Annotated in this window: 22 protein-coding genes; 16 read left to right on the forward strand and 6 right to left on the reverse strand. The window is 45.4% G+C overall.

What is annotated here, in order from left to right:
- Nucleotides 1–333: 333 nt before the first annotated feature.
- The 6 genes from cyoA to AC0VYG_RS00530 all read left to right on the forward strand — a co-directional run bounded on the left by cyoA (nucleotide 334) and on the right by AC0VYG_RS00530 (nucleotide 7,103).
- Nucleotides 334–1,377 (forward strand): ubiquinol oxidase subunit II, encoded by a 1,044-nt coding sequence (gene cyoA, locus AC0VYG_RS00505; RefSeq protein WP_475430408.1) that lies wholly within the window; start codon nucleotides 334–336, stop codon nucleotides 1,375–1,377.
- On the forward strand, nucleotides 1,377–3,362 hold the full coding sequence (gene cyoB, locus AC0VYG_RS00510; RefSeq protein ID WP_475430409.1) for a cytochrome o ubiquinol oxidase subunit I: 1,986 nt from the start codon (nucleotides 1,377–1,379) through the stop codon (nucleotides 3,360–3,362). The genes cyoA and cyoB overlap by 1 nt, the downstream gene beginning before the upstream one ends.
- A gap of 2 nt (nucleotides 3,363–3,364) precedes the next feature.
- Nucleotides 3,365–3,976 carry a cytochrome o ubiquinol oxidase subunit III gene (gene cyoC / locus AC0VYG_RS00515; protein ID WP_475430410.1) on the forward strand — a complete coding sequence of 204 codons (612 nt, stop codon included), beginning with the start codon at nucleotides 3,365–3,367 and terminating at the stop codon, nucleotides 3,974–3,976.
- Nucleotides 3,976–4,302: a cytochrome o ubiquinol oxidase subunit IV gene (gene cyoD, locus AC0VYG_RS00520; protein ID WP_475430411.1), complete on the forward strand. Its 327-nt coding sequence runs from the start codon at nucleotides 3,976–3,978 to the stop codon at nucleotides 4,300–4,302. The genes cyoC and cyoD overlap by 1 nt, the downstream gene beginning before the upstream one ends.
- A 67-nt stretch (nucleotides 4,303–4,369) precedes the next feature.
- Nucleotides 4,370–5,263 carry a heme o synthase gene (gene cyoE / locus AC0VYG_RS00525; protein WP_475430412.1) on the forward strand — a complete coding sequence of 298 codons (894 nt, stop codon included), beginning with the start codon at nucleotides 4,370–4,372 and terminating at the stop codon, nucleotides 5,261–5,263.
- Between the two features lie 178 nt (nucleotides 5,264–5,441).
- Complete coding sequence (locus AC0VYG_RS00530; RefSeq protein WP_475430413.1) at nucleotides 5,442–7,103, forward strand: tannase/feruloyl esterase family alpha/beta hydrolase; 1,662 nt, start codon at nucleotides 5,442–5,444, stop codon at nucleotides 7,101–7,103.
- Here AC0VYG_RS00530 and AC0VYG_RS00535 read toward each other — a convergent pair.
- A complete protein-coding gene (locus AC0VYG_RS00535) occupies nucleotides 7,100–7,849 on the reverse strand; it encodes an SDR family oxidoreductase (RefSeq protein ID WP_475430414.1) in 750 nt (249 codons plus the stop codon). The two genes, AC0VYG_RS00530 and AC0VYG_RS00535, sit on opposite strands and share 4 nt — an antisense overlap.
- A gap of 190 nt (nucleotides 7,850–8,039) precedes the next feature.
- Between AC0VYG_RS00535 and AC0VYG_RS00540 the strand changes: the two genes are divergently transcribed.
- The 3 genes from AC0VYG_RS00540 (at nucleotide 8,040) to AC0VYG_RS00550 (ending at nucleotide 11,153) form a co-directional block, all read left to right on the forward strand.
- The gene (locus AC0VYG_RS00540) at nucleotides 8,040–8,486 is read left to right on the forward strand and encodes a MarR family winged helix-turn-helix transcriptional regulator (RefSeq protein WP_475430415.1); all 447 of its coding nucleotides are present in this window, start codon (nucleotides 8,040–8,042) and stop codon (nucleotides 8,484–8,486) included.
- Between the two features lie 63 nt (nucleotides 8,487–8,549).
- Complete coding sequence (locus tag AC0VYG_RS00545) at nucleotides 8,550–9,611, forward strand: HlyD family secretion protein (RefSeq protein ID WP_475430416.1); 1,062 nt, start codon at nucleotides 8,550–8,552, stop codon at nucleotides 9,609–9,611.
- Between the two features lie 9 nt (nucleotides 9,612–9,620).
- On the forward strand, nucleotides 9,621–11,153 hold the full coding sequence (locus AC0VYG_RS00550; RefSeq protein WP_475430417.1) for a DHA2 family efflux MFS transporter permease subunit: 1,533 nt from the start codon (nucleotides 9,621–9,623) through the stop codon (nucleotides 11,151–11,153).
- Nucleotides 11,154–11,234: 81 nt separating this feature from the next.
- Here AC0VYG_RS00550 and AC0VYG_RS00555 read toward each other — a convergent pair whose 3' ends face one another.
- The 4 genes from AC0VYG_RS00555 to AC0VYG_RS00570 are packed head-to-tail and all read right to left on the reverse strand — an operon-like array spanning nucleotide 11,235 to nucleotide 14,050.
- Nucleotides 11,235–11,963 carry an amino acid ABC transporter ATP-binding protein gene (locus AC0VYG_RS00555; protein ID WP_475430418.1) on the reverse strand — a complete coding sequence of 243 codons (729 nt, stop codon included), beginning with the start codon at nucleotides 11,961–11,963 and terminating at the stop codon, nucleotides 11,235–11,237.
- Nucleotides 11,950–12,600, reverse strand: coding sequence for an amino acid ABC transporter permease (locus AC0VYG_RS00560; RefSeq protein WP_475430419.1), 651 nt, complete (start codon nucleotides 12,598–12,600; stop codon nucleotides 11,950–11,952). The genes AC0VYG_RS00555 and AC0VYG_RS00560 overlap by 14 nt, the downstream gene beginning before the upstream one ends.
- A complete protein-coding gene (locus AC0VYG_RS00565) occupies nucleotides 12,597–13,259 on the reverse strand; it encodes an amino acid ABC transporter permease (RefSeq protein ID WP_475430420.1) in 663 nt (220 codons plus the stop codon). The genes AC0VYG_RS00560 and AC0VYG_RS00565 overlap by 4 nt, the downstream gene beginning before the upstream one ends.
- 5 nt (nucleotides 13,260–13,264) lie before the next feature.
- A complete protein-coding gene (locus AC0VYG_RS00570) occupies nucleotides 13,265–14,050 on the reverse strand; it encodes a transporter substrate-binding domain-containing protein (RefSeq protein WP_475432566.1) in 786 nt (261 codons plus the stop codon).
- A gap of 356 nt (nucleotides 14,051–14,406) precedes the next feature.
- Between AC0VYG_RS00570 and AC0VYG_RS00575 the strand changes: the two genes are divergently transcribed.
- The 6 genes from AC0VYG_RS00575 to AC0VYG_RS00600 all read left to right on the forward strand — a co-directional run bounded on the left by AC0VYG_RS00575 (nucleotide 14,407) and on the right by AC0VYG_RS00600 (nucleotide 21,946).
- Complete coding sequence (locus AC0VYG_RS00575; protein WP_475430421.1) at nucleotides 14,407–15,015, forward strand: gamma-glutamylcyclotransferase family protein; 609 nt, start codon at nucleotides 14,407–14,409, stop codon at nucleotides 15,013–15,015.
- On the forward strand, nucleotides 15,005–16,066 hold the full coding sequence (locus AC0VYG_RS00580; protein ID WP_475430422.1) for a methyltransferase: 1,062 nt from the start codon (nucleotides 15,005–15,007) through the stop codon (nucleotides 16,064–16,066). The genes AC0VYG_RS00575 and AC0VYG_RS00580 overlap by 11 nt, the downstream gene beginning before the upstream one ends.
- A 754-nt stretch (nucleotides 16,067–16,820) precedes the next feature.
- Nucleotides 16,821–18,359 carry an amidase family protein gene (locus tag AC0VYG_RS00585; RefSeq protein ID WP_475430423.1) on the forward strand — a complete coding sequence of 513 codons (1,539 nt, stop codon included), beginning with the start codon at nucleotides 16,821–16,823 and terminating at the stop codon, nucleotides 18,357–18,359.
- Nucleotides 18,360–18,370: 11 nt separating this feature from the next.
- The gene (locus tag AC0VYG_RS00590; protein ID WP_475430424.1) at nucleotides 18,371–19,756 is read left to right on the forward strand and encodes a flavin monoamine oxidase family protein; all 1,386 of its coding nucleotides are present in this window, start codon (nucleotides 18,371–18,373) and stop codon (nucleotides 19,754–19,756) included.
- Nucleotides 19,757–19,999: 243 nt separating this feature from the next.
- On the forward strand, nucleotides 20,000–20,470 hold the full coding sequence (locus tag AC0VYG_RS00595) for a MarR family winged helix-turn-helix transcriptional regulator (RefSeq protein ID WP_475430425.1): 471 nt from the start codon (nucleotides 20,000–20,002) through the stop codon (nucleotides 20,468–20,470).
- A 108-nt stretch (nucleotides 20,471–20,578) separates the two neighbouring features.
- On the forward strand, nucleotides 20,579–21,946 hold the full coding sequence (locus tag AC0VYG_RS00600; protein WP_475430426.1) for an APC family permease: 1,368 nt from the start codon (nucleotides 20,579–20,581) through the stop codon (nucleotides 21,944–21,946).
- Nucleotides 21,947–22,035: 89 nt separating this feature from the next.
- On the opposite strand, the gene AC0VYG_RS00605 is transcribed toward AC0VYG_RS00600, so the two are convergent.
- On the reverse strand, nucleotides 22,036–22,521 hold the full coding sequence (locus AC0VYG_RS00605; RefSeq protein ID WP_475430427.1) for a DUF3237 domain-containing protein: 486 nt from the start codon (nucleotides 22,519–22,521) through the stop codon (nucleotides 22,036–22,038).
- A 242-nt stretch (nucleotides 22,522–22,763) separates the two neighbouring features.
- On the opposite strand from AC0VYG_RS00605, the gene AC0VYG_RS00610 reads away from it, so the two are divergent.
- Nucleotides 22,764–23,435 (forward strand): YoaK family protein, encoded by a 672-nt coding sequence (locus AC0VYG_RS00610; protein ID WP_475430428.1) that lies wholly within the window; start codon nucleotides 22,764–22,766, stop codon nucleotides 23,433–23,435.
- Nucleotides 23,436–23,460 lie beyond the last annotated feature (25 nt).

Genomic DNA, 23,460 nt, shown 5'->3' on the forward strand with positions numbered 1-23,460 from the left:
AGCAGCGTTTCTGCTCTCGTTATATTGGTTGGATACCTGTTGACATTGACAGGTATCAACTTTGCTCGCTGTCAAATGACCACCTTATTGGGCTGTTCTCCTGCTCGGATCATCGCGAATGATCCTCAGGAAGCTAGGTGTAGAGCTATCTCTTTCAGATTTAGGTGATCCAATAACACCATTACTTCGTTAATAAGAACTAACGAGGTAATGGTGGTTTAGTGCTGTTCGCAGTGCTTGGAACATCTTTGCTGAAATGCCGGTAATGTATCGGTTTTTTCGTTCTGCTTCTTGATGGGCAAGTTGCAGTGTTGTGAACCTCAGGGTTAGAGGATGATTCTCTTGTTAACTCGTATCCTAAGTAAAATCGCTTTGGCGATAACAGTGGCGTTACTCGCTGGTTGTCAGGGTGGCGTGCTTGATCCTAAAGGGCAAGTCGGTATTGAGGAGAAGCAACTTATTATTGTTGCAACTGTTCTTATGCTGCTTGTTGTAATCCCTGTGATCTTTATGACACTTTATTTCGCTTGGAAATATCGTGAAGGTCGCAATGAGATTTACCAACCAAAATGGTCGCACTCTACAAAAATTGAAGCTATTGTTTGGGCGATTCCTATTATCATTGTCATTATTCTTGGCGTGATCACTTGGAAGTCAACCCATGCATTAGATCCTTACAAGCCTTTGAAATCGGATAAAGATCATATCAACGTTCAGGTCGTTTCGATGAACTGGAAATGGTTGTTTATCTATCCGGATCTTGGTATTGCTTCGGTGAACGAGCTGAGATTCCCAGCTAACGTTCCTGTGTCATTTAAGATAACGTCTGAGGCAACAATGAACTCGTTCTTCATTCCTCAGTTGGGTAGTCAAATTTACTCGATGGCGGGTATGGTGACTAAGCTTCATTTGATTGCCAATGAGCCTGGTACCTATAAAGGTTATTCGGCTAACTATAGTGGTCCTGGCTTTACGGGTATGAAATTTAATGCCATTGCCATGGATAGCGAAGCGGACTTTGATAAGTGGGTTGAAGGTGTGAAAGCTGGATCTATTAGCGGCGTGAAAAACAACGGCATCTTAAATCAGAGTTCTTACAATGAACTTGCTAAATACAACTTACATGCTCACGTTTATAAGCCGACACCGGTTCAATATTATAGTTCTATTCAGCCTGGTATTTTCATGAATAACGTTATGAAGTTCATGAAAGATTACGGCACGGTGGATATATTGAAAGGTACCTCTTTTGATGTCCCAATGATGCGTCAGATGAAGAATAGCAATATGAATCAAGGTGGGATGGCACACGGTGAAATGAGCCACGGCTCGTCTGAAGATTCATCTCACAAGATGCATATGGAGGGAGACAAATAATGTCTATTCTAGGCAAACTTTCTTTGGACTCAATTCCATACCACGAACCTATCCTAGTAACAACCTTCTGTGCTGTTGCTGTGTTGGCTTTGGTAATTGTGTTCTTGATCACTCGCTATAATAAGTGGGGGGTTCTTTGGAATGATTGGCTAACGTCAATCGACCATAAACGTCTTGGTGTCATGTACATTGTACTGGCCTTGATAATGTTGCTGCGAGGCTTCTCAGATGCCATCTTAATGCGTACTCAGCTTGCGCTGGCTACTGATGGTGACCCAGGTTATCTGCCTCCGCATCACTATGATCAAATCTTTACGGCTCATGGTGTCATCATGATCATCTTTATGGCGATGCCATTTATGATTGGTTTGATGAACATCGTAGTGCCGCTGCAGATTGGTGCCCGTGATGTTGCCTTCCCGTTCCTAAACAACTTAAGTTTTTGGTTAACGGCTGGTGGCGCCATCCTAATCAACATTTCTTTGTTTATCGGGGAGTTTGCAAAAACAGGGTGGGTGGCGTATCCGCCATTGGCTGGTTTGCAGTTCAGCCCGGACGTGGGGGTTGATTACTATATTTGGGCATTGCAGATATCGGGTATCGGTACAACACTGACTGCCGTTAACTTCTTGGCAACTGTGTTCAAAATGCGTGCCCCTGGTATGAAATTGATGGATATGCCGATCTTCACTTGGACTTGTACTTGGGCCAATATCTTGATCGCGGCATCTTTCCCAATTTTGACTGCTGTATTGGCACTATTGACGCTTGATCGCTACTTGGATTTCCACTTCTTCACAAACGAAGGTGGTGGTAACTCAATGATGTATATCAACTTGTTCTGGGCATGGGGTCACCCTGAGGTGTATATCCTGGTGCTTCCTGCATTTGGTATCTTCTCTGAAGTGGTATCGACCTTTACGGGCAAGCGTTTGTTTGGTTACAAGTCCATGGTATGGGCGACAGCATCGATTTCCATTCTGGGTTTCATCGTATGGCTTCACCACTTCTTTACCATGGGTTCCAGCGCCAATGTCAACGCCTTCTTCGGTGTGATGACAATGATTATCGCGGTGCCGACGGGTGTGAAATTGTTTAACTGGTTGTTCACTATGTACCATGGTCGCCTTCGCATTACGGTACCTGTTCTGTGGACACTTGGTTTTATGGTGACCTTCACCATCGGTGGTATGACCGGTGTATTGCTTGCTGTACCTGGTGCGGACTATGTATTGCATAACAGCTTGTTTTTGATTGCCCACTTCCATAACACCATCATTGGTGGTGCGGTCTTTGGCTATTTGGCTGGTTTTGCATTCTGGTTCCCGAAAGCGATGGGCTTCCACCTTAACGCTAAGTTAGGTAAAGCGGCTTTCTGGTGCTGGTTAATTGGTTTCTTCTTAGCCTTTATGCCTCTGTACGTATTGGGCTTCTTGGGAATGACGCGTCGTCTAAACCATACTAATAACCCGCAATGGGATATGTGGTTATACATAGCATTGATCGGTGCATTGGTCATTATGGCCGGTATTATCTTCCAGCTTCTTCAGTTGTATGTGAGCTTCCGTGATCGTAAGGACAACTTAGATACAACAGGCGATCCATGGAATGGACATACGCTTGAATGGTCGACTGCGTCGCCACCACAAGTGTATAACTTTGCTGAGATTCCAACGATTCATGATATCGATGCGTTTACTGATATGAAGGAAAAAGGCACCGCCTACGTTCGTAAAGACCACTATGAGCCAATTCATATGCCTAAGAATACTAAGGCCGGTATGGCGATTGCGGGATGCGTTACCGTCATGGGCTTTGCTCTTGTCTGGCATATTTGGTGGTTAGCGGCTCTTGGACTATTGGGAGGGTTTATTTCTTTGGTGTCTCGAGCTTATACCTCTGATGTGGATTACTATATCCAGCCTGATGAGATCATACGTACTGAGACGGCGCATTTAGACAGTAACAACGTGGCTAAGGGGTAATCATGAGCACGACACATATGAATGCACATATTGCTCACGATGAGCACCATGATCACGATCCAGCACCTCATAACGTGTTCGGATTCTGGTTGTACCTGATGACGGACTGTTTATTATTTGCGTCTCTGTTTGCCACCTACGCTGTGCTCTTTATGAACACAGCGGGTGGTGTAACCAGTAAAGATATTTTTGAGCTGGACTTTGTCCTCGTCGAAACCGCAGTGTTGCTTATCTCAAGTATTACGTACGGCTTTTCGATGATTTGTGCTCATAAACACAATAAAGCCGGTACTTTGCTATGGTTGCTTGTGACCTTTGCATTTGGTGCCGTGTTCATTGGTATGGAATTATACGAATTCCATCATCTTATTGATTCAGGAAACGGTCCACAAAGAAGTGCTTTCCTATCTGCGTTCTTTGCGCTGGTAGGTACCCACGGTTTGCACGTGACGGCGGGCTTGATCTGGATGCTTATCCTGATGGTTGAGCTGGTTAAGTCTGGCTTTGGTAGCCGAACAGTGACTCGTCTTAGCTGCTTAAGTTTGTTCTGGCATTTCCTAGATGTTGTTTGGATTTGTGTTTTCACTGTTGTTTATCTGATGGGAGCGGTCTAATGAGTGATCATTCTTCTCAAGCCAATTCTCATGCGCATGTCGGCTATGGTTCATACATTAAAGGATTCATCCTGTCAGCCATTTTGACAGGGATTCCATTTTGGATGGTCATGACTGGAGCATTTGAGAACGGGCCTACTTACATTGCGGTTGTTATATTCGCAATCGTGCAGATCTTTGTTCATATGAAGTACTTCCTTCACTTGAACTTCTCTGAAGAAGGTAAGTTGGACACTTATTCTATCATCTTTGCTTTTGTGATCATTATCATGGTTGTTGGATTGTCCGTTTGGATTATCTACGCATCTAACGCGATGATGATGTAAGTGAACGTGATGAGTATGCGGACTTCTTTCATTATAAGTGATGCGCATCCAATGGGAGTTCATAAAGATGTTTAAGCGTTATCTTCAGGTGACTAAGCCAGGCATCATTATGGGCAACCTTATCTCTGTTGCGGGGGGCTTCTTTTTAGCCTCTCGCGGCGAGATTGATTGGACCCTGATGCTCGCGACAGTGATTGGATTATCGCTGGTGGTGGCTTCTGGCTGTGCTATGAACAATTACATTGACCGAGACATTGATGCGAAAATGCAGCGTACCCGTAACCGTGTCACTGTGACGGGTGAAATGTCTGGTAAAGCGGCTTTCTTCCACTCATTGGTGATTGGCTTAATCGGCTTTGGCTTATTGGCTTACTTTACCAATTGGGTGGCTGTGTTTTTTGCCGGTTTTGGCTACTTTGTGTACGTTGTTTTGTACAGCATGTATTTCAAACGCAATTCCGTCTATGGCACCTTTATTGGTAGTTTATCGGGTGCGGTACCGCCAGTGGTTGGTTACTGTGCTGCCTCCGGTCAGTTTGATGCGGGTGCTGCTATTTTGTTAGCGATGTTTTCTATCTGGCAAATGCCGCATTCTTATGCCATTGCTATTTTTCGCTACAAAGACTATGCGGCGGCGAATATTCCGGTATTGCCCGTTGCTGAAGGTATTTCCAAAGCGAAGCGACACATTGTGCTGCACATTGCGGCCTTTGCGATTGTATCCGCTTTATTGCCTTTGACTGGCTACGTTGGTATCGGCTTTATGGTCGTCGCGCTTGCAACCAGTTTGTGGTGGCTTGGTATGGCCCTTAAGGGATATGCCAAGGATATTGATATTAATGGATGGGCACGTCAGGTGTTTTTCTTTTCCATTTTTACAGTAACGGCTTTAAGTATCACGATGTCAGTAGATTTTAGAGCTTTGCCCGCTAACTTTTTAGTTTTTGCGTCAGCGCACTAAGGTGTTTCTAAAACGGGCTCAGGCCCGTTTTTTATTATTCTATTCTGCTTATTTTCTGCCTTCCTCTTGCTTTTGTTACGAATGAATCTTGTGTTTTTGACCCGCATGTTTAAGACTTGTTGAGATAGCTCTCTTATATTGAACCGAGTATTTTGTTTTCAAAACAAAGGATTTTGTGATGAAGTGGTCTTTTGTGTCTTTTTGGGCTGTACTGGTATCCGCTTTCGTTGGCACCGCGAATGCGATGAGTTGCCAAGAGCTGGTATTAAGTTTGCCTAAAGGAGTGAGTGCTAGAGCCGATATGCACTTTCCTGATGCTCAGGTGCGTTATCCCTATTGTCTTGTGCAAGGGGCGCTTCCTAAGCGTTTAGGTGTTGACGGAAAGCGCTACCAAATCAAGTTTGAAATACGTTTACCGCGTTTTTGGCAAGGACGTCTTGCCTATCAGTTTAATGGAGACAATGGTGGCGTGGTCAGGCCAGCCCTTGGCAATATGACAGGACAAGTCACTGCCCAGTATGCGGTGAATCAAGGCTTTGCGGTCATTTCCAGTAATGGAGGACATAGTCAGGGTAAAGGTGGCTCATCGAACTTGGTCGGCAGTGCTATGTTTGGGTATGATCCTCAAGCTCGCCGCGATTTTGGCTACGATGTAGTTCGTAAGCTTTATCCCATTGCTCGCTTAATGACGGAGCGATATTACAATGCGCCTATTCGTTACAGTTATGGCATTGGTGCCTCCAATGGCGGGCGTGTGGCGATGGTCGCCGCTACGCGCTTTCCGAATTTTTTTGATGGACTTTTAGTTGGCTATCCTGGGATCAATATGCCCAAAGCCGCCCTTCAACACGCCTGGGATATACAGTCTCTTCATGTGGTTAACGCAAATCTTGCCAAGGCATTGACCCCACGGGACTTATCCTTGTTTGTACGAGGGTTATTGCGGCGCTGTGATGGTTTGGATGGTCTGCGAGACCATTTAATTTTCGCTTCTAAGGCCTGTCAACGTCAGTTTGAACCCACTTCATTGGCGTGTAAAAGCGAATTTGATCGTGATTGCCTTCCTAAGGAAAAAGTCGCTGCGATTATTCGTATGTTCCAGGGGCCGCATAATAGTCGAAATGAAGCGCTTTATTCTAGCTGGGTTTACGATACAGGGATGCTGTCCAGTAACTGGCGTACTTGGAAAATAGAAAGTACGGTAGATAATTGGTCTCGTAAGCCGATAATCGATGTTCTGGGGGCGGCTTCTTTGGCAACGATTTTTATGACACCGCCAGTAAACGTCGCGAGTAACCCGTTTTCACTGGAGCAATTCTTATTGGATTTTGACTTTGATAAAGATGCTCCGAAAATTTTCGCAACCAATAAGCGATTTCTTGAATCTTCTATGACCGTCATGACGCCACCGGATGTGATGGACCCTAAATTAACGGTATTTCGAAAGCATGGCGGTAAAATGATTATTTTCCATGGTAATAGTGACCCGGCGTTTTCGGTGAGAGATACCATGCGCTGGTATGATTACCTGAATTTTAATCTAGCGGGTAAAGCCGATCATTTTGTACGTTTTTATCGTGTGCCTGGCATGTCTCACGGAGAAGGCGGCCCAACGCTGGATCGATTTGATATGTTAAGGCCATTAGTGAACTGGGTGGAAAGGCAGCAACGTCCTAATACTATTATTGCGGCGACACGCCTTCTCAACCCAGAGTTACCCAAAAGCATGATTGGCATTACTCGACCACTGTGCCCTTATCCTTCCTATGCGGTCTATCAACAAGGGCCTTATCCTTTGGCGAGTTCGTTTGCCTGTGGTGTGGATGCGTCCTCTTATTAACGACCACCGCCCACGTCGATAAAACCGCCAGTGGTATAACTGGATTTGTGGCTCAGCAACCACACAATCGCTTCCGCCACCTCTTCTGGCTGACCGCCTCGTTGTAGGGGCAAGTTTGGGCCGATTCGATCCACACGGCCCGCTTCGCCACCGTCAGCATGCATATCAGTATAGATAAGGCCTGGTCTCACAACATTGACGCGGATGCCGTCACCGGCGACTTCCAGTGCAAACCCGCGTGAGAAAGAATCGACCGCGCCTTTACTCGCCGCATAGTCCACGTATTCGTTGGGTGAACCATACACGGAAGCCAGCGATGACACATTGACTATGCTGCCACCTTGTCCGCCTTTGCTGCGCGCCATGTCTTGGAAAGCCTCTTGGCAACATTGCATGGTGCCAAAGACATTGGTTTGAAAAATGCGTTGCCAACGCTCTGGGGTTGTGTTGACAAAAGAGGTTTGTTGATCCAATACACCGGCACTGTTGACCAATCCTTGAATTGTCCCCCATTTTTTCCGAATCAATGAGAACATTTCTTGTACTTGTGAGACTTGGCTGATATCAGCTTGTACACAATGAGCTTTCCCGCCTGCGGTGACAATCGACTGCTGAATGGCGTTAGCGGCACTTTCATCATGTCGATAGTTGATAATGACTTCATAGCCTTGCTGGGCTGCTAAGAGCGCGGTTGCGGCACCAATACCTCGGCTACCACCTGTAATCAATAAAATGGGCTGACTCATGAAATGTCCTTATGGTTGATTTGTCGGACTACGACATTAGCAACTTTTTTTTGGGGTGGGTAGCGTTTGGGCTCCCAACAATGTGGTTAAAACCAGATCTATTAAGGAACCATTACGTACTTTAAATAACAAGCATTGAATATAATAAGCTATGTATATAATAATCAAAGCATACTGAATTGGGGAGAATATGGTGGATAAAAACCTAGGTAACAGTATCGGTTTCTTAATGACAGATGTGCTGCGTTTGATGCGTCGTGAGTACAACAAAAACTCAACGGCTATGACACTGATGCAGGCGAAAACATTGCTTTCCGTCTCCCGTTATCCGGGGATTCGACAAGTTACCTTGGCTGAGCACTTGGAAATTCAGCCGATTTCTCTGGCTCGTTTAATTGATCAATTAGCCAAAGCGGGCTTGGTGGAAAGACGAGCGGATTCTGCTGACCGTCGGGCTTATTGCTTGTATGTGACCGACGCGGCTGCCGAGCAATTGATGCATATAAACCAAGCGATTGGTGAAGTGAGACTGAAAGCATTTGATGGGTTAACCGCGCTTGAAATAGAGCAACTGAAAGGTTTGTTGGAAAAGATACACCATAATTTGCAAGACGACCCATCTGAGAGTGCCTCTTAGCGCTACCGGCTCCTTAATTCAACCAAAGCGACAAGATCGACTCTTTTTGGAGAGCTAAATAACATGAGTGAACAAGATAATAACCCAATCGAGACAAAGCAATCTGCCAATAGAGGAAAGCGTCGTATCTTACTGATAGGCGTTCCTCTTTTGATCGTTTTGGTGTCAGCCGTCATCTATATGCTGGGTGGGCGCGACGTGGAAACGGATGATGCTTATGTGCAAGCGAATATGACGGCCATTACGAACCAAGTGTCTGGGCTCATCAAAACGGTGGATGTGAAAGAAAACCAAGCCGTAAAAAAAGGGCAATTACTGTATAGCATTGATGCGAGACCTTACCAACTGGCCGTGGATAAGGCCAAAAGTCAATTGGACCTAGTCCGGAATAATTTATTAGCTAAGAAAGCGGATTATCAACAGGCATTGGTCAAGCTCGAATTAGCCAAAACGCAATTGGCTTTTAATCAACGTGAGGAAGTGCGCCAAGAAAATGTGTTTAAAAAGCATTTCATTTCAGACTCTGATTACGATAAAGCGCAAGAAGCAGTACGTGTCAGTGCCTTGAATGTGGCTGAGCTGAAAAACACGATTAAAGAATTGAAAGCGGATTTGGGTGGCAATCCAGACATGCCCGTTGAAGATCAGGCCAACTATAAAATCTATCAATCTGCGCTGGATCAAGCCAAGTTGAACTTAAGTTATGTCAAGGTCGTTGCACCAAGTAATGGCATTGTCGCGCACCTGCCTTTCGTGGGGGAATACACGGATACAGGGGCGACTCGAATGATGTTGGTATCAGATCATAAACGCATCGTAGCGAACTTCACAGAGAAACAGTTAACTTATGTGAAGCCTGGGCAAAGCGTCGATGTTTCTGTAGATACCTACCCAGGCGTGGTGTGGAAAGGCACCGTAGAAAGCATCAGTCCGGCTACCGGCTCTCGGTTTTCTGTATTACCTGCGGAAAATGCCACGGGAAATTGGGTGAAAGTCGCGCAGCGCTTGGCCGTTCGAATCAGTATTCAAGATAAACCTGGTATGCCAGTACTGCGTGATGGTATGAGTGCTGAGGTCACAATTTATACGAATCATCACCGCAGCTTATTTGGTCTCCAACTGTAAGGTGTGTCTATGACGAATAATCAGTCCTCAACCAGTCACGGTGGCTTTCAGATGACCATCAATACCCTGATGATCACGTTCTCTGTGATGTTAGCGACCATCATGCAGGCACTGGATACGACGATTGCCAACGTGGCTTTGCCACATATGAAAGGATCCATGGGGACGACTCAGGATCAAATTTCCTGGGTGTTGACTTCCTATATTGTGGCGGCAGCAATCTGCATGCCCTTGACGGGATTTGTGGCATCACGAATTGGTCGTAAACGTCTGTTTATGGCCTCGGTGGTTGGTTTTACCATTTCTTCTATCCTATGCGGGGCCGCACAATCGCTGGATCAGATTGTTTTGTTCCGCCTGTTACAAGGGGTGTTTGGTGCTAGCCTAGTGCCTTTGTCTCAGTCTGTTTTATTGGATACCTACCCCAAAGAAAAACATGGCTCTGCCATGGCGATGTGGGGCGTAGGAGTCATGGTAGGACCAATTTTGGGGCCTTATCTGGGAGGGCTTCTGACGCAATATTACAGTTGGCGTTGGGTGTTCTACATCAATGTTCCATTTGGCATTATCGCTTGGCTTGGGATCGCTCGGTATGTGAAAGAAACCGAAATTGATCTGTCACGTAAGTTTGATTTATTTGGTTTTGCGTTGTTGGGGACTTGTATTGGTGCATTGCAGCTGATGCTGGATCGGGGGCAGTCTCAGAACTGGTTTAGTAGTCCAGAAATTATCATTGAGTGTATGCTCGCGGTAATCACTGGCTACATGTTCATTGTACATGCGTTTACTCATAGCCACCCCTTCGTTGATCCGGAGATGTTTCGGGACCGAAACTTTACGGTAGGTATGATTTTTATTTTTATCGTGGGGGTGATTCTACTCACGTCCATGTCTCTTTTGCCTCCCTTTATGCAGGATCTTATGGGCTATCCTGTGGTATCTGTCGGCACGATTTTAGCGCCTCGTGGTTTTGGTACCATGGCAGCCATGTTGGTGGTGGGGAGGCTGTCGGGTAAGGTGGATCCACGTTATATGATCTCCCTTGGTTTAGTGCTAGTTATTATCTCTTTGTGGCAAATGACGCAGTTTACGGCTGATGTTACCGCGTTCACGATTATTTATAGCGGCATCATACAAGGAACGGGATTAGGCTTCTTGTTTGTTCCGTTGTCTACTGTCACTTTTGCGACCTTGAATCCTAAATTCCGCAATGAAGGGACGGCGATGTTTAGTCTGTTACGTAACATAGGTAGTAGTATTGGTATTTCGGTTGTGACCACCTATCTTGCACAGCGTGTACAGATTAATCATTCTGCGTTTGCTGATTATATGACGCCTTTTAACCTGAATTTGAATGTGGCACAACAAGAGGGCATGTGGAATACACATACGACTCAAGGCTTGGCCTCGCTTAATCAAATGGTGAATACACAAGCGATGACCTTGGCGTATTTGCAAGACTTTCGGTTTGTGATGTGGGTCGCGATTTGTGCTTTGCCTTTGGTCTTTTTAATCAAGGGAGAGGCCAAAAAAGCCCAGTAAAAGAGCAGGTTATTTGTCGAAAAAGGCGCAATGGTGTTTTCCATTAGCGCCTGCTGATTCTTTCAATGATGATCTAGCGAATTAGAGTACGGAATTCACAAAGTTTTTCAGCTCGTCGGTTTGTGGATTGGCAAAGACCTCTTTCGCTGGGCCTTCTTCCCAGACTTTACCTTGGTGCATAAAGACGACTCGATCGCCCACATCTCGAGCAAAGTTCATTTCGTGGGTCACCAGCACCAGTGTCATGCCTTCTTTGGCAAGTTGTTCTAGTACTTTTAGCACATCGCCAACCAGCTCTGGATCAAGTGCCGAGGTGATTTCATCACACAATAACACTTTCGGGTTCATGGCTAACGCACGGGCGATGGCGACACGTTGTTGCTGGCCGCCAGAAAGCTTTTCTGGGAAACTATCAAACTTATCCGCTAAGCCGACCTTGTCGAGCATGGCTTTGGCCGTTTCCTGTGCTTCTTGTTTGCTTTTTTTAAGAACGATGGTGGGCGCTAACATGATGTTTTCGCCGACCGTCAAATGAGGGAAAAGGTTAAAGCTTTGGAAAATCATCCCGACGCTACGGGCCAATATTCTGACTTGAATCTCTTCCGTCGTCACTTCTTTACCATCGACTGTGATGCCGCCTTTTTGGTATTTTTCTAAGCCGTTCATGCAGCGCAATAAAGTACTTTTCCCTGATCCACTACGACCTATGATAGAGATCACTTCACCCGCTTTAATATCGAGGTTAATGCCTTTTAAAACGTGCAGATCGCCGTAGTATTTGTGTACTTCATGAATATTAACGAGAGACATTGAATTTCTTCTCCAAAATTTTACTGGTCAGCGATAAGGGATAACACAGTGCAAAGTAAATGAGGGCGACAAAGGCAAAGACTTTGAATGGTTCAAAGGTGGCATTATTGAGCATAGTTCCAGCTTTGGTGAGCTCTACAAAACCAATGACTGACGCCAAGGCCGTGCCTTTGACAACCTGTACGGAAAACCCGATAGAAGGAGCAAGGGCGACTTTAAACGCTTGTGGCAATACCACATAGCGCAGGGTTTGTAGAAAGCTCAGTCCTAAACAACGGGAGGCCTCCCATTGGCCTTTTGGTAAGGTGTCGATACAACCACGCCAAATTTCTACCAAGAAAGCACTGGTGAACAAGGTCAAAGAAAGGACGGCGGCGTTCCACGCTGAAATATTCAGCCCCACCAAAGATAAACCGAAGAAGCAAAGGAACATCTGCATTAATAGTGGCGTCCCTTGAAACACTTCCACATAAAATTTGATCAGGCCTGTCAGCACTGGATTCTTGGTCAAACGAGCGGCTGTCAAGCATAAGGCAACACTGATACCACCAGCAAACGCGGCCAGCGACAACAAAACTGTCCATTGAGTGGCAATTAATAAGTTACGAATAATGTCGTAGTTAGAAAACTCAATCATCTTTCAGCTCGATAAGAGAACAATCTCTTTCCAATGAGGTTAAAGGCTTTACGCATGAGAATGGCTAAAAACAAATACAAGAGAGCGGTGACCAGATAACATTCAAAGCTGCGAAAGTTACGGGATTGCACAAAGTTAGCAGCATAGGTCAGATCCTGTACTGAAATTTGAGACAGTACCGCTGAGCCTAGCATGACAATAATGCATTGGCTGGTAAGGGCCGGATAGATCTTTTCGATTGCAGGAATGATGACAACACGAAACAAGGTTTGTTTAAAACTTAAGCCAAGGACTTTACCAGCCTCCCATTGCCCTTTTGGTGTGGAAGCAAGACCAGCACGAATGATTTCTGTGCTGTAGGCGGCAAGGTTCACCACCATCGCAATGATGCCCGCTTCCCAGGCAGAGAGTTTTAAGCCAATACTCGGTAAACCAAAAAAGATAAAAAACAGTTGGACGATAAAGGGCGTATTACGAATGAGTTCTACGTAGACATTGACGACGCGTGACAACCAAGTTGCGCCGTATTGGCGAGCCACAGCAAATGTGACCCCCAATATCAAGCCCAAAACCGTTGCCAACAGACTGATTTCTACGGTCGTTATTAAGCCATGTATAAACACATGGCTATAGGGTAAAAGAGCAGCAAAATCTAACATGGAGGTTATTCACCAAAGCCTTTCGGTAACGGTGCTTTTAACCATTTAAGAGAGATTTTGTTGAGGGTGCCGTCTTTTAGCGCCTTGCTGATCAGTTCATTTACTTTGGCTTTGAGCGCTGGCTCGTTCTTCATCATACCGATGTAGCAAGGCGAGTTTTTCAATACAAACTTACTAACGGGGGCATGGCTTGGATCGCGTTTGGCAATATTGGCGGCGACAAGGTTGCCTGTTGCGATAAGATTGACCTGCCCAGATAAGTAAGCCGATAGAGTGGTATTATTGTCTTCAAAACGCTGTATTGTGGTGCTTTTAGGGGCAATTTTGGTGAGTTCCAGATCTTCTATCGCTCCACGGGTCACCCCAACGGTTTTATTCGCAAGGTCAGCCGCGTCATGAACTGGGATGTCTTTTTCACCAAATACCCCTAGGAAGAACGGTGCATAAGCTTTGGAAAAATCGATGGCCTTTTCGCGTTCTGGGTTTTTCCCGAGGCTGGAAATGACTAGGTCTACTTTGTGGGTTTGAAGATAAGGGATACGGTTGGCGCTGGTTACTGGTACCAGTTGCAGTTTTACATCCAACTGTTTAGCTATGTAGTTGGCCATATCAATGTCAATACCTTGCGGCTGCATATTGAGTCCGACAGAACCAAAGGGGGGAAAGTCTTGAGGGACGGCAATACGGATGAGATGACGTTGCAGAATATCGTGTAACGAATCTGCTTGAGCGACGGCGATAGAACCTAAAGACGCTGCAATAATAAGTACTTTGCTGAAAAAAGATTTCATACCCATGGGGGCTCCTTTATTTGAGGGGGGTGATGGTCAACGCAGAATTGCAACAGGTGTGCCAGCATGAAATTTATATTTCATTTCGATGATAAGATAATGTATTTATAGGCATATTTTACAAAACTTAACCGAGTGGTTATTTTTTGTGTCGACAATGATATGGTGCATTATCGCGCAACATTGGATTAAGTTGGTGCAAATCAATGGTCTATTATGGGGCGTCGTGTCCTGTCTCAATGGTTTGAGTCAATTCTACGTCCTGTCTGATACGTCTATCCCTAGTACTTCTAGCGCTCGCAAGCTATTATGCTTGGCCATATAACGTATCAAGGCGGCGGTCTTAGGAGGCGAGGATGAATTCACATAATCGACATTTTATTTTAGGTTATGGCAGTCTAATCAACAGTCAAAGTCGTGCCAAAACAGGGGAAACGGGGCAAGTCTGGCCTGTGAAATTACAAGGGTTTGAACGCCATTGGTCTGTCATGTCTGCCGAGTTTGGTATGAGCTCTGTCGCGGTGATTCAGTCGCCAACACAGGCCTGTAACGGAGTGTTAGTGGAAGTCCCCGTTGATCAATTGCCGCTATTTGATGAACGTGAGAGAGGCTATGAGCGCGCCCAAATTACGTTATCTCAATTAACCGCTTATCAAGATGATCCGCTTCCTGATGGGACCTATTGGGTCTATCACACCGCCGATGTGGTTCCCCCGCACTCTGACTGTCCCATTGCTTTAAGTTATGTCGATGTGATTTTATCGGGCTGCTTGGAACATGGTGATGCCTTTGTACAAGATTTCTTAGCACAAACTAAGGGCTGGAATGCGCCATTGCTAAATGATCGACAAACCCCACGCTATCCCCGCGTTCAGCGAGATCTGTCTACAGAGCGCTTGAATCGGCTATTAGCACCTGTCACTACCCTTTCCACTAAAGAGTTATCTGTAACCTATGAACTTTAATTCGACGAGTCAATTATTGGCACGCAATGAATCTGAACTGACTGGCAAAGTGTTGTTTGCCAACCCCGAAGACACCTATGCACAAGAGTTGAACAACTTAGCGGATGTGTATGCTTGGAGCCAATCCAAAACGCAATATGATGCGCTCATACAAGTGGGGTTTGACGAGAGTAAATTGTTGTTTAGCGAGCAATGGGACGCGCATCTAGGCAGTGATTTTGATCATGTCATTATTTATCAACCCAAGGCAAAAGAGCTTTTGTCCTATCTTTTAGCAGTGACGCTGCCGCATTTAAAAGAAGGCGGACAAGTCTGGCTGGTGGGTGACAATAAAAGTGGTGTGAAATCCGCGACCAAATATTTAGAAGCGAGCGTAGACGAGATTGGGAAGGTGGACAGTGCGAAGCACTGCTTGCTGTATCAAGGTTATAAACGTCGTCCTGCCGAGCCTTTTGTTTTGGAAAAATGGGTGACCACTTGGTCGTTGGAGGTGGCTGGCCAATCGCTGGTGTTATGCAGCTTGCCCGGTGTTTTTGGGCATAAAAAACTCGATAAAGGGACGGAGCTATTACTAGAGCAACTGAGCAGCCATCGTTTTATGAGTGATGTGAAAAATGCTCGCTTGCTCGATTTCGGTTGTGGTGATGGCATTATTGCCCTTTGGCTTTATTGCAAAACGGGCGCGCCTATTACCGCGTTAGATGACAGTGCTCTGGCAATCAAGGCAACGCAGTTGACGTTTGCGGCCAATCAGGCGAGCCAGGCATTGACGGTGATTGCATCCAATGGTCTGAAAGAGGTGAAAGGTCGTTTTAATTATGTGATTACCAATCCGCCTTTTCATTCAGGCATTAATACGGACTATAGCGTTGCTGAGTACTTCTTTATGGGCGTGAAAGATCATCTGACACTCAATGGGGAGTTGTTTGTGGTGGCTAATGATTTCTTACGCTACCCGCCCTTGCTAGATGCCGCATTAGGTTCCCATAGTCGCCTTTTACGAGATAAAGGTTTTGCTATTTATCACGGACGTCAACCGAAGAAAAAGTAACCGAGAACCTCCCTATAGCGTTACTTAGCGTAACGCTATAATGTTTTTTCCTCCCTTCGTTTACCGAGACTATTTATTGATCGCAAAACGCTGTACTAGAACATCCCATTCCTTTGTTATATCTAAAACACGATCACCTGATTTGGGGTTAGCCGCAACGTCTTAATGGTAGGCGTGACGGCTATCGTCTGGTTTTATAGCCATAGTGGCGGCCAGAAAAATCGCGACCCTTACCACAATGTATCAACAACACATTCTACTTTAGGCTTTCTCTTGCCACCCCATTGCTTCCATTAAAAAGCACTGTCCAGTCCTAACGCCGTTTCACCATTTTATGATGTGAAATGCGCGCTTTGTGTGGCTTGTCATGGGGTGTTTTCACATGGGTAAAGCGGTACGGACTTATTGTCTACTTTGGGTCAATTTCACCCAGAATGACTCGAAATTGTGCATTTAAAACGGCACAGAATTCTGACTGACTCTCTGTTTTATCCTCAAATTGTTGTTTTGTATAACAAAATGGAAAGGTGGCATGAAAAATGGATTAAAACAAATGTGTGCATTTATCACATATTTCAAATTGCACGTATTTTTGCATGTTGCAGTGTTTTCCGTTTTGGCATGAAAAAGCCAAATCGTAGGTGATTTGCCCATGTATCGTCCCCTTTATTGAAATGGCTGTGGTGACTGATGGGTTATCAGGAATGAATCGAAATTCCTGTTTGAGAAGATTAAACAAATAATAGGAAAAATTATGACTGATTACTCTATTAACAAGAATGCGGCGGTTGCTTCAAAAATGTCGACTTTAGTCGATGAGAAAACCGCTGTGTTAACAGGCCCTGCTCATTTAATGCTAAAGCGGCTTAGAGAAAAAGAATTCAGTGCCACAGAGCTATTAGAGTGGCATTTTAACCGCGTCGATCAATTAAACGACCAACTAAATATTATTGTTGATCAGGATAGAGAACGAGCGATGGCGGCAGCACGACGGGTGGATCGTCTACGTGCATTAAATAAACCCATTGGGGTTCTAGCGGGGCTTCCGATGACCATAAAGGACTCATTTGAGGTCGTCGGTATGAAAGCAACCTGCGGTTTACCGCACCTTGCCAACCATCGGCCAAAGAAGGATGCGATTCTGGTGAAGCGGATCCGTGACGCAGGGGCCTCTATCTTTGGTAAAACTAATTTACCTGCTGGGTGTGGAGATCACCAAAGTTATAACGATATTTATGGCGTAACCAATAACCCGTGGAGTATCAAACATACCGTAGGTGGCTCTTCTGGTGGGTCTGCCGCCTCACTCGCAGCGGGTTTTACAGCCTTGGAGCTTGGTAGTGATATTGGGGGCTCTATTCGTTGTCCATCGCATTTTTGTGGTGTGTTTGGTCATAAACCCACTTACGGTGTGTTGCCAGTGGCCGGCCATATTCCTCCGGGACCATTTTCGACTTCACCCTCGCCTTTGAGCGTTATGGGGCCGTTGGCGCGTGATGCATCGGATTTACGTTTGTTGTTTGGTGTACTGTGTGGGTTACACGAATCCGATGATTCGGCGGCTGCCCATCTTCCACCACAGCGTTATCAAACTCTACATGAATACAAAGTGGGGGTTTGGTTGGATGCATTTCCGCTTGATGAAGGCTATGCCAAAGCGATTTTGCAATTTGTCGAAGACCTTCGCCAAGAAGGCGTCAAGGTAGATGTCGGTGTTCATCCAGACATTGATCCGCAAGATATTCATGATACCTATTTAAAAACACTGTTTGGTGTCATTGGTAGCCGCATGGAACCGGATGTGAAAGAGGCATTTTTAGCACAAGCCCAGTCCTTCGAAGGCAAGCCATTTGCGAAAGAATTGTATGAATATACCAAACATCCTGCCCATGAAAGTGAATCCGTCAACCAAGCTCGCGCAGAAAATAATGAAAAATGGCAGCACTTCTTCCAGCAGTATGACGTATTGATCTGCCCTGTTACCTCAACGGTTGCTTTCGAGCATCAATTGGAAGGCCATGGCCCTAGTGCTCAGATTGGTCGTGTATTGACCATCAGCGGTCAACAAGCCCCCTATCTCTATAACTTGTCGTGGCCAGGTTTGGCCACGTTAGCCAACTTGCCGGCGACAGCCATGCCGACAGGATATTTGGTTAATGGTTTACCTGCTGGGATACAGATTCTCGGTGATCTCTACCAGGATAATACTACCTTGGCGTTTGCGGAAATGGCTGCCAGACAGCTTAATCCGTTTTCTTGCCCACCACTGTCATTAGATAAGTCTGTTGCTTAGGAGTAAATATAATGGGAATAACAAAAGAATGTGATGTTGTTGTGGTCGGAGCCGGGCTTTCTGGTCTGCAAACCGCCACCCTTTTAAAAGAACAAGGATTGTCTGTTCTTGTATTAGAAGCGCGTGATCGTGTGGGTGGCCGTTTGTTAAGCCACACATTGAAAAATGGGGCTCGAGTTGACCTCGGTGGCCAATGGCTTGGAGCAACCCACCATCGTGCTCATAAAATTGTGAAGTCATTAGGTGAAGAGTTATTTCCGACTTATAACAAAGGAAAGAACGTTTTCATGATGACGGGAGAAAAACAAGTAAGAGACAGTTTTTTCCCTGAGATGGACGACGATGTCGCAGAAGAAATTGAACGCGCTATGGCTCGTTTGAACGAGCTGGCTTTTGAAATCGATACGACGAAGCCATGGGCAAAAGAAGAGCACCGAGCATACGATAAAATCACATACGCCGATTGGATTCGTCAGAATACGACGTCTGATATTGCCAGGAATGCTATGACGTTCATTGCCATGTCGATCTTTTCGGCAGAAGCCCATGAGCTGTCAATGTTGCATGTCTTATTCTATGTTGCGTCAGGCGAAGGCATTGATACTCTAATTGGCACAGAAGACGGGGCGCAAGAGCTTCGTTTTACCAATGGGGCACAACAGTTACCAATCGGCTTAGCGAAACGTCTTGGTGACGATGTGCTACTGAATCAGCCTGTCACCTGTATTGAGCATTTCAGTCATCACGTGGTGGTGTCTACCCATTCCCTGCAAGTGAACGCCAAACGCGTTGTTGTTGCTTTGCCTCCAACGTTGGCGGGTCGCTTGTCTTATAAGCCCGCGCTTCCAGGCATTCGTGATCAATTAACACAACGCACTGCCATGGGGGCTGTCATCAAAGTGATCGTCACATTTGAGAAGCCTTTCTGGCGTGACGAGGAGCTTAGTGGTTTGGCGTCGTCTACCGCTTTGCCATTGAGTTTGACCTATGACAACTCACCGCAAGATGGGAGCTGTGGCATTTTGGTTGGCTTTATGGAGGCGGATGAAGGTCGCTATTGGGGAACCAAAACAGCCCAAGAGCGTGAGCAAAAAGTCATCGAATGTCTACGCGACTATTTTGGCCCGCAAGTCGATCGTTACACCGAATATAAAGAGCTAGATTGGGCGCAAGAAGAGTACTCGCGTGGTGCTTATGGTGGTTACTTGCCACCAGGCGCTTGGAGCATTTTTGGCGAGGCGGTTAGTCAACCAATTAATAGTATCCACTTTGCGGGGACTGAAACCGCCTCACAATGGGCGGGTTATATGGAAGGGGCACTGCAATCGGCAGAGCGCGTTGCAGAAGAAATTCTTGAGGTTTTAAACGTGAAGCATCGTCATCAGGCTGTGAACTAGGAGAGGACTAAAGGTTCACCCTCTTTGGGTCAATTCCACCCAATATGGTCCAGCATTGGGCGTTCCTGCGAGGGAATTACATAGAACCAAAGAGGGTGTTTAGTAAATAAACTGTTGTTTTAAATAACAATAATGTTTGTTTTATATACCGTGATAAAAATGGCACGAAATGTGGATTAAAAAACTTAATTATGTGCACATATCACATAGCGTAAATTGCACATATTTTTTCGGAGGCAATTAATGGCTAGTAAATATATTACTCTCAGATTGGATGAATTAAATTCTCGGGCGAAAGAAGTGGGAAGCATGCGCCACGAATCCCAGTTGGGCCTCACCTTGCGTGAAGTTCGGTTGATTATTCTGATCGCCGATGAGACGGGCATTAATATTAATAGCCTGGTCGAAAACTCCTTTTTAGAACGGACGATCGTTTCTAGAACCGTCACAAAATTGTGTCAATCGGGCTTAGTGAACAGGGTCGTGAACGACAAAGATGCCCGCCAAACTCAACTCTTTTTAACGCCAGAAGGCGTTAAAACAGCACAAAAAGCCAAAAAACTCTCTAATGAAGGGATCGCGAGCATGCTAGCCACATTAACGCCCCATGAAAGAGAGATCTTTGAGTTATCCCTTGAAAAGGTATTGGCGAAAGTTCTGACGGACCTTGAGGAGGAAAAAAAGAAACAAAAACAGTCCCAGAACGTGTGTTAGTTCTCAACGTTTAGCAATGCAGTATCCAAAACAATAAAAAGAAGCCTGCCACAGCCGTGTGCTATGGCTTCAAAAAATAAAAAACCATAATAAATCAAGGTACCGATCATGAACGAAACAGTATTAGAAGCAACAACGAAACAAGGCATCAAGCAATCTGATGACGTGCAATCACTGAAAAGATCACTGGGCTTGAAAGAGTTAGTGGCCTACGGTTTAGCCTTTATTGCCCCCGTTGCACCACTGACTACTTTTGGTTTTGTGTGGAATGTCTCGGGCGGCTTTATCGCTCTAGCGTATGTGGTGGCTACTATTTGTATGTACTTTACAGCAAGAAGCTATGTCACCATGTCGGAGCAAGTTCAATCTGCTGGTTCTATATACAGCTATGTCCGATTTGGCTTGGGCAATTTTGCGGGGTTTATCGGTGGTTGGATGATTTTATTGGACTACTTATTGATTCCCGCCTTGGTATTTGTACTGATGTCATTCAGTACTCATATTTTAGTGCCATCGATTAGTCGTGAAAACTGGATCTTAATCTTAGTGGGGACGTCGTTTCTTATTAACTGGTTTGGTGTCAATGTTACGGCGAAAGCCAGTTTGTACGCGGTTATTGCGCAGTTTTTAATGGTAGGTGGCGTAGTTGCTTTGGCGATTTTTGCCTTACAGGATGGCAAAGGTACCGGCGCAGTGACTTTAGAGCCCCTCTATAACAGCGTGGATTTTAGCTGGCACTATGTGTTAGCGGGTGCTTCTATTTGTGTTTTGTCCTTTTTAGGGTTTGATGCCATCACCACATTAGGAGAAGAAACTCGAACGAAAGATGCGAAGCAGATTGGCCGTGCCATTATGATTGTTCTCGCTCTGTGTGGTGTGGTATTTACGGTGACGACCTTGGTGATTGGTAACCTGATGAAGGGCATTGAGTACTCGAATCCTGCTACTGCTATTTTTGAAATTTTAGCCATTCAAGTGGGCCCTTGGGCATCGACGACCTTGGCGTGGTTGTTGGCGATTATTGTGGGCTTTTCTAATACGTTACCGATGCAGTCTAGTGTGGCGCGTGTGTTGTATGCAATGGGACGTGATCGTCAATTGCCGCATTTTTTGTCTAAATTACACCCTAAATTTCAAACCCCTTATATGGCAATGGTGGTGGCAACGGTAATCACCCTTGCAACGGCCTTGATTATGAAAGATAACCTGGGCATTTTAGCCTCTCTGGTTAATTTCGGTGCCTTATCCGGCTTTTTATTACTGCATGTGGCGGTGTTTGTTCGCTTTGGGTTGAATAATCCCGATCGTAAATGGTTTGTCCATATTATTGTACCTATTGTGGGGGGGGCGATTGTGCTGGCTGTATTCTCTGGTATGGATCGTTTTGCGATGATCTTGGGAGGTACTTGGCTAACGGTAGGCATTATTTATGGCTTAGTGAATCGACAAAAAACAAAAATCGCTATGGAGGTGTAGTTAGCATCGAAAAAGAACAGGTCTGATGGCCTGTTCTTTTTCGTACTGTTGGACGCTTCTTGACTATCTAATTAAGGAAGGTTGTGTGATCAGGTTAGTTCGAAGACTTTAATGTCCACTGTGTCGGCTGCTGGATAGGTAACCGAACCGGTAAAAATACTGTCGTTTAACCAGGATAGAGGCCCTTCTGGTGCGGAAAAAACGGGCGTACAGCGGCAGTAATACTCACTTTCTGGAATGGGCCAAATGCCTTGCTCAACCATCTCTTGGCCTTTTGGGGTGTTACGAATTAGCCCTGTATTTTGGATGTTAATCACTTGACCCGCTTCGGTTTGTAGGGAATAGATGGCATTCAGTATTCCTACTTTGTCGACCCGCTCACGAAAAAAATCTGCCCCATTGGGTAACACCACCCCTTTTACCTTCGATTGATCGTCACAAATCGCGTAGAACTCACCCCCTATGATGGGATAGTTCATACGGATGCCGTCTGGTGTGTTGCCCAGTTCAACGGGTGGGGTGATTTTCGCCATGATGTGCATTCTAAGGGTCAGTTGATGGGTAGATGTTGGCATAATGGTGTCCTTATGATTCATTTTTCGAATGTATTTTGTTTTATTGTTAAACTATCTTTCTTCTAATTGCTATTGAATTCAACAAAAAGATGGCAATGCTGTGTATTTTTCTCTGACTGATAAAATCCTTTTAGGTCATAAATCATGAAACTTAAACGACACTATGACACTGAGTGCTAATATAAGCGTATGATTTTCACTGGGAGTGGTTACATCGTTGTTGGGTTGGATGGGAGTCTATCGTGTTATCGCGTTTGCCAAAGTGGGTGGAGTACGGTGCATTTTTACTAGCGATGGTTGCAGGCTTTGTCAATGCTGTAGCCTTGTTAGGGTTTGAACATCAAGCGGTCTCACATGTGTCTGGGACGGCGACATTAGTGGGCAGTCAGATAGTGAATGACACAGGAGAGCTACTCCGCTTAGTGGGCATTCTGTTGAGCTTTTTATTGGGGTCGGCCATTTCTGGTTTTATGCTAACCAGCTCATCACTTAAGCTGGGGCGTTTCTATGATGTGCTGCTGACTCTAGAGGCCTGTCTGTTACTGGTTTCCATGTATTTTTTAATGCAGGGTAATGATATCGGGCCCTTCTTTGCTTCGACCGCGTGTGGCTTACAAAATGCGCTGGCGACGACCTATAGTGGTGCGGTGGTGAGAACGACCCATCTGACCGGAATTTTTACGGATTTAGGCATTATGCTCGGCGGTGCTTTTCGCGGCAAACAGGTCGATAAGCGTAAAGCTTGGCTTTTGGTGACCATCGTAACAGGTTTTATTTCTGGTGGTTCTTTTGGCACCTTGGTATTCGACTCATACCGTTTTAAAGCGTTGGCGATTCCTGCCACACTGTGCTTTTTATTAGCCATTGTGTATCGAGTATATCGTCGACGCTTGATTAAAGTGGAGGCGAGTTAAATCTTTTTAGCCTTATCACATTAAA

Source organism: Marinomonas sp. 63XJN7_7_ISO-PGPR-S23-202 (genome assembly GCF_056173505.1).

Bases quoted from the DNA above. Each gene is read 5' to 3' on its own strand.
- cyoA (WP_475430408.1), top strand. From the start codon at position 334: ATGATTCTCTTGTTAACTCGTATCCTAAGTAAAATCGCTTTGGCGATA.
- cyoB (WP_475430409.1), top strand. From the start codon at position 1,377: ATGTCTATTCTAGGCAAACTTTCTTTGGACTCAATTCCATACCACGAA.
- cyoC (WP_475430410.1), top strand. From the start codon at position 3,365: ATGAGCACGACACATATGAATGCACATATTGCTCACGATGAGCACCAT.
- cyoD (WP_475430411.1), top strand. From the start codon at position 3,976: ATGAGTGATCATTCTTCTCAAGCCAATTCTCATGCGCATGTCGGCTAT.
- cyoE (WP_475430412.1), top strand. From the start codon at position 4,370: ATGTTTAAGCGTTATCTTCAGGTGACTAAGCCAGGCATCATTATGGGC.
- AC0VYG_RS00530 (WP_475430413.1), top strand. From the start codon at position 5,442: ATGAAGTGGTCTTTTGTGTCTTTTTGGGCTGTACTGGTATCCGCTTTC.
- AC0VYG_RS00535 (WP_475430414.1), bottom strand. From the start codon at position 7,849: ATGAGTCAGCCCATTTTATTGATTACAGGTGGTAGCCGAGGTATTGGT.
- AC0VYG_RS00540 (WP_475430415.1), top strand. From the start codon at position 8,040: ATGGTGGATAAAAACCTAGGTAACAGTATCGGTTTCTTAATGACAGAT.
- AC0VYG_RS00545 (WP_475430416.1), top strand. From the start codon at position 8,550: ATGAGTGAACAAGATAATAACCCAATCGAGACAAAGCAATCTGCCAAT.
- AC0VYG_RS00550 (WP_475430417.1), top strand. From the start codon at position 9,621: ATGACGAATAATCAGTCCTCAACCAGTCACGGTGGCTTTCAGATGACC.
- AC0VYG_RS00555 (WP_475430418.1), bottom strand. From the start codon at position 11,963: ATGTCTCTCGTTAATATTCATGAAGTACACAAATACTACGGCGATCTG.
- AC0VYG_RS00560 (WP_475430419.1), bottom strand. From the start codon at position 12,600: ATGATTGAGTTTTCTAACTACGACATTATTCGTAACTTATTAATTGCC.
- AC0VYG_RS00565 (WP_475430420.1), bottom strand. From the start codon at position 13,259: ATGTTAGATTTTGCTGCTCTTTTACCCTATAGCCATGTGTTTATACAT.
- AC0VYG_RS00570 (WP_475432566.1), bottom strand. From the start codon at position 14,050: ATGAAATCTTTTTTCAGCAAAGTACTTATTATTGCAGCGTCTTTAGGT.
- AC0VYG_RS00575 (WP_475430421.1), top strand. From the start codon at position 14,407: ATGAATTCACATAATCGACATTTTATTTTAGGTTATGGCAGTCTAATC.
- AC0VYG_RS00580 (WP_475430422.1), top strand. From the start codon at position 15,005: ATGAACTTTAATTCGACGAGTCAATTATTGGCACGCAATGAATCTGAA.
- AC0VYG_RS00585 (WP_475430423.1), top strand. From the start codon at position 16,821: ATGACTGATTACTCTATTAACAAGAATGCGGCGGTTGCTTCAAAAATG.
- AC0VYG_RS00590 (WP_475430424.1), top strand. From the start codon at position 18,371: ATGGGAATAACAAAAGAATGTGATGTTGTTGTGGTCGGAGCCGGGCTT.
- AC0VYG_RS00595 (WP_475430425.1), top strand. From the start codon at position 20,000: ATGGCTAGTAAATATATTACTCTCAGATTGGATGAATTAAATTCTCGG.
- AC0VYG_RS00600 (WP_475430426.1), top strand. From the start codon at position 20,579: ATGAACGAAACAGTATTAGAAGCAACAACGAAACAAGGCATCAAGCAA.
- AC0VYG_RS00605 (WP_475430427.1), bottom strand. From the start codon at position 22,521: ATGCCAACATCTACCCATCAACTGACCCTTAGAATGCACATCATGGCG.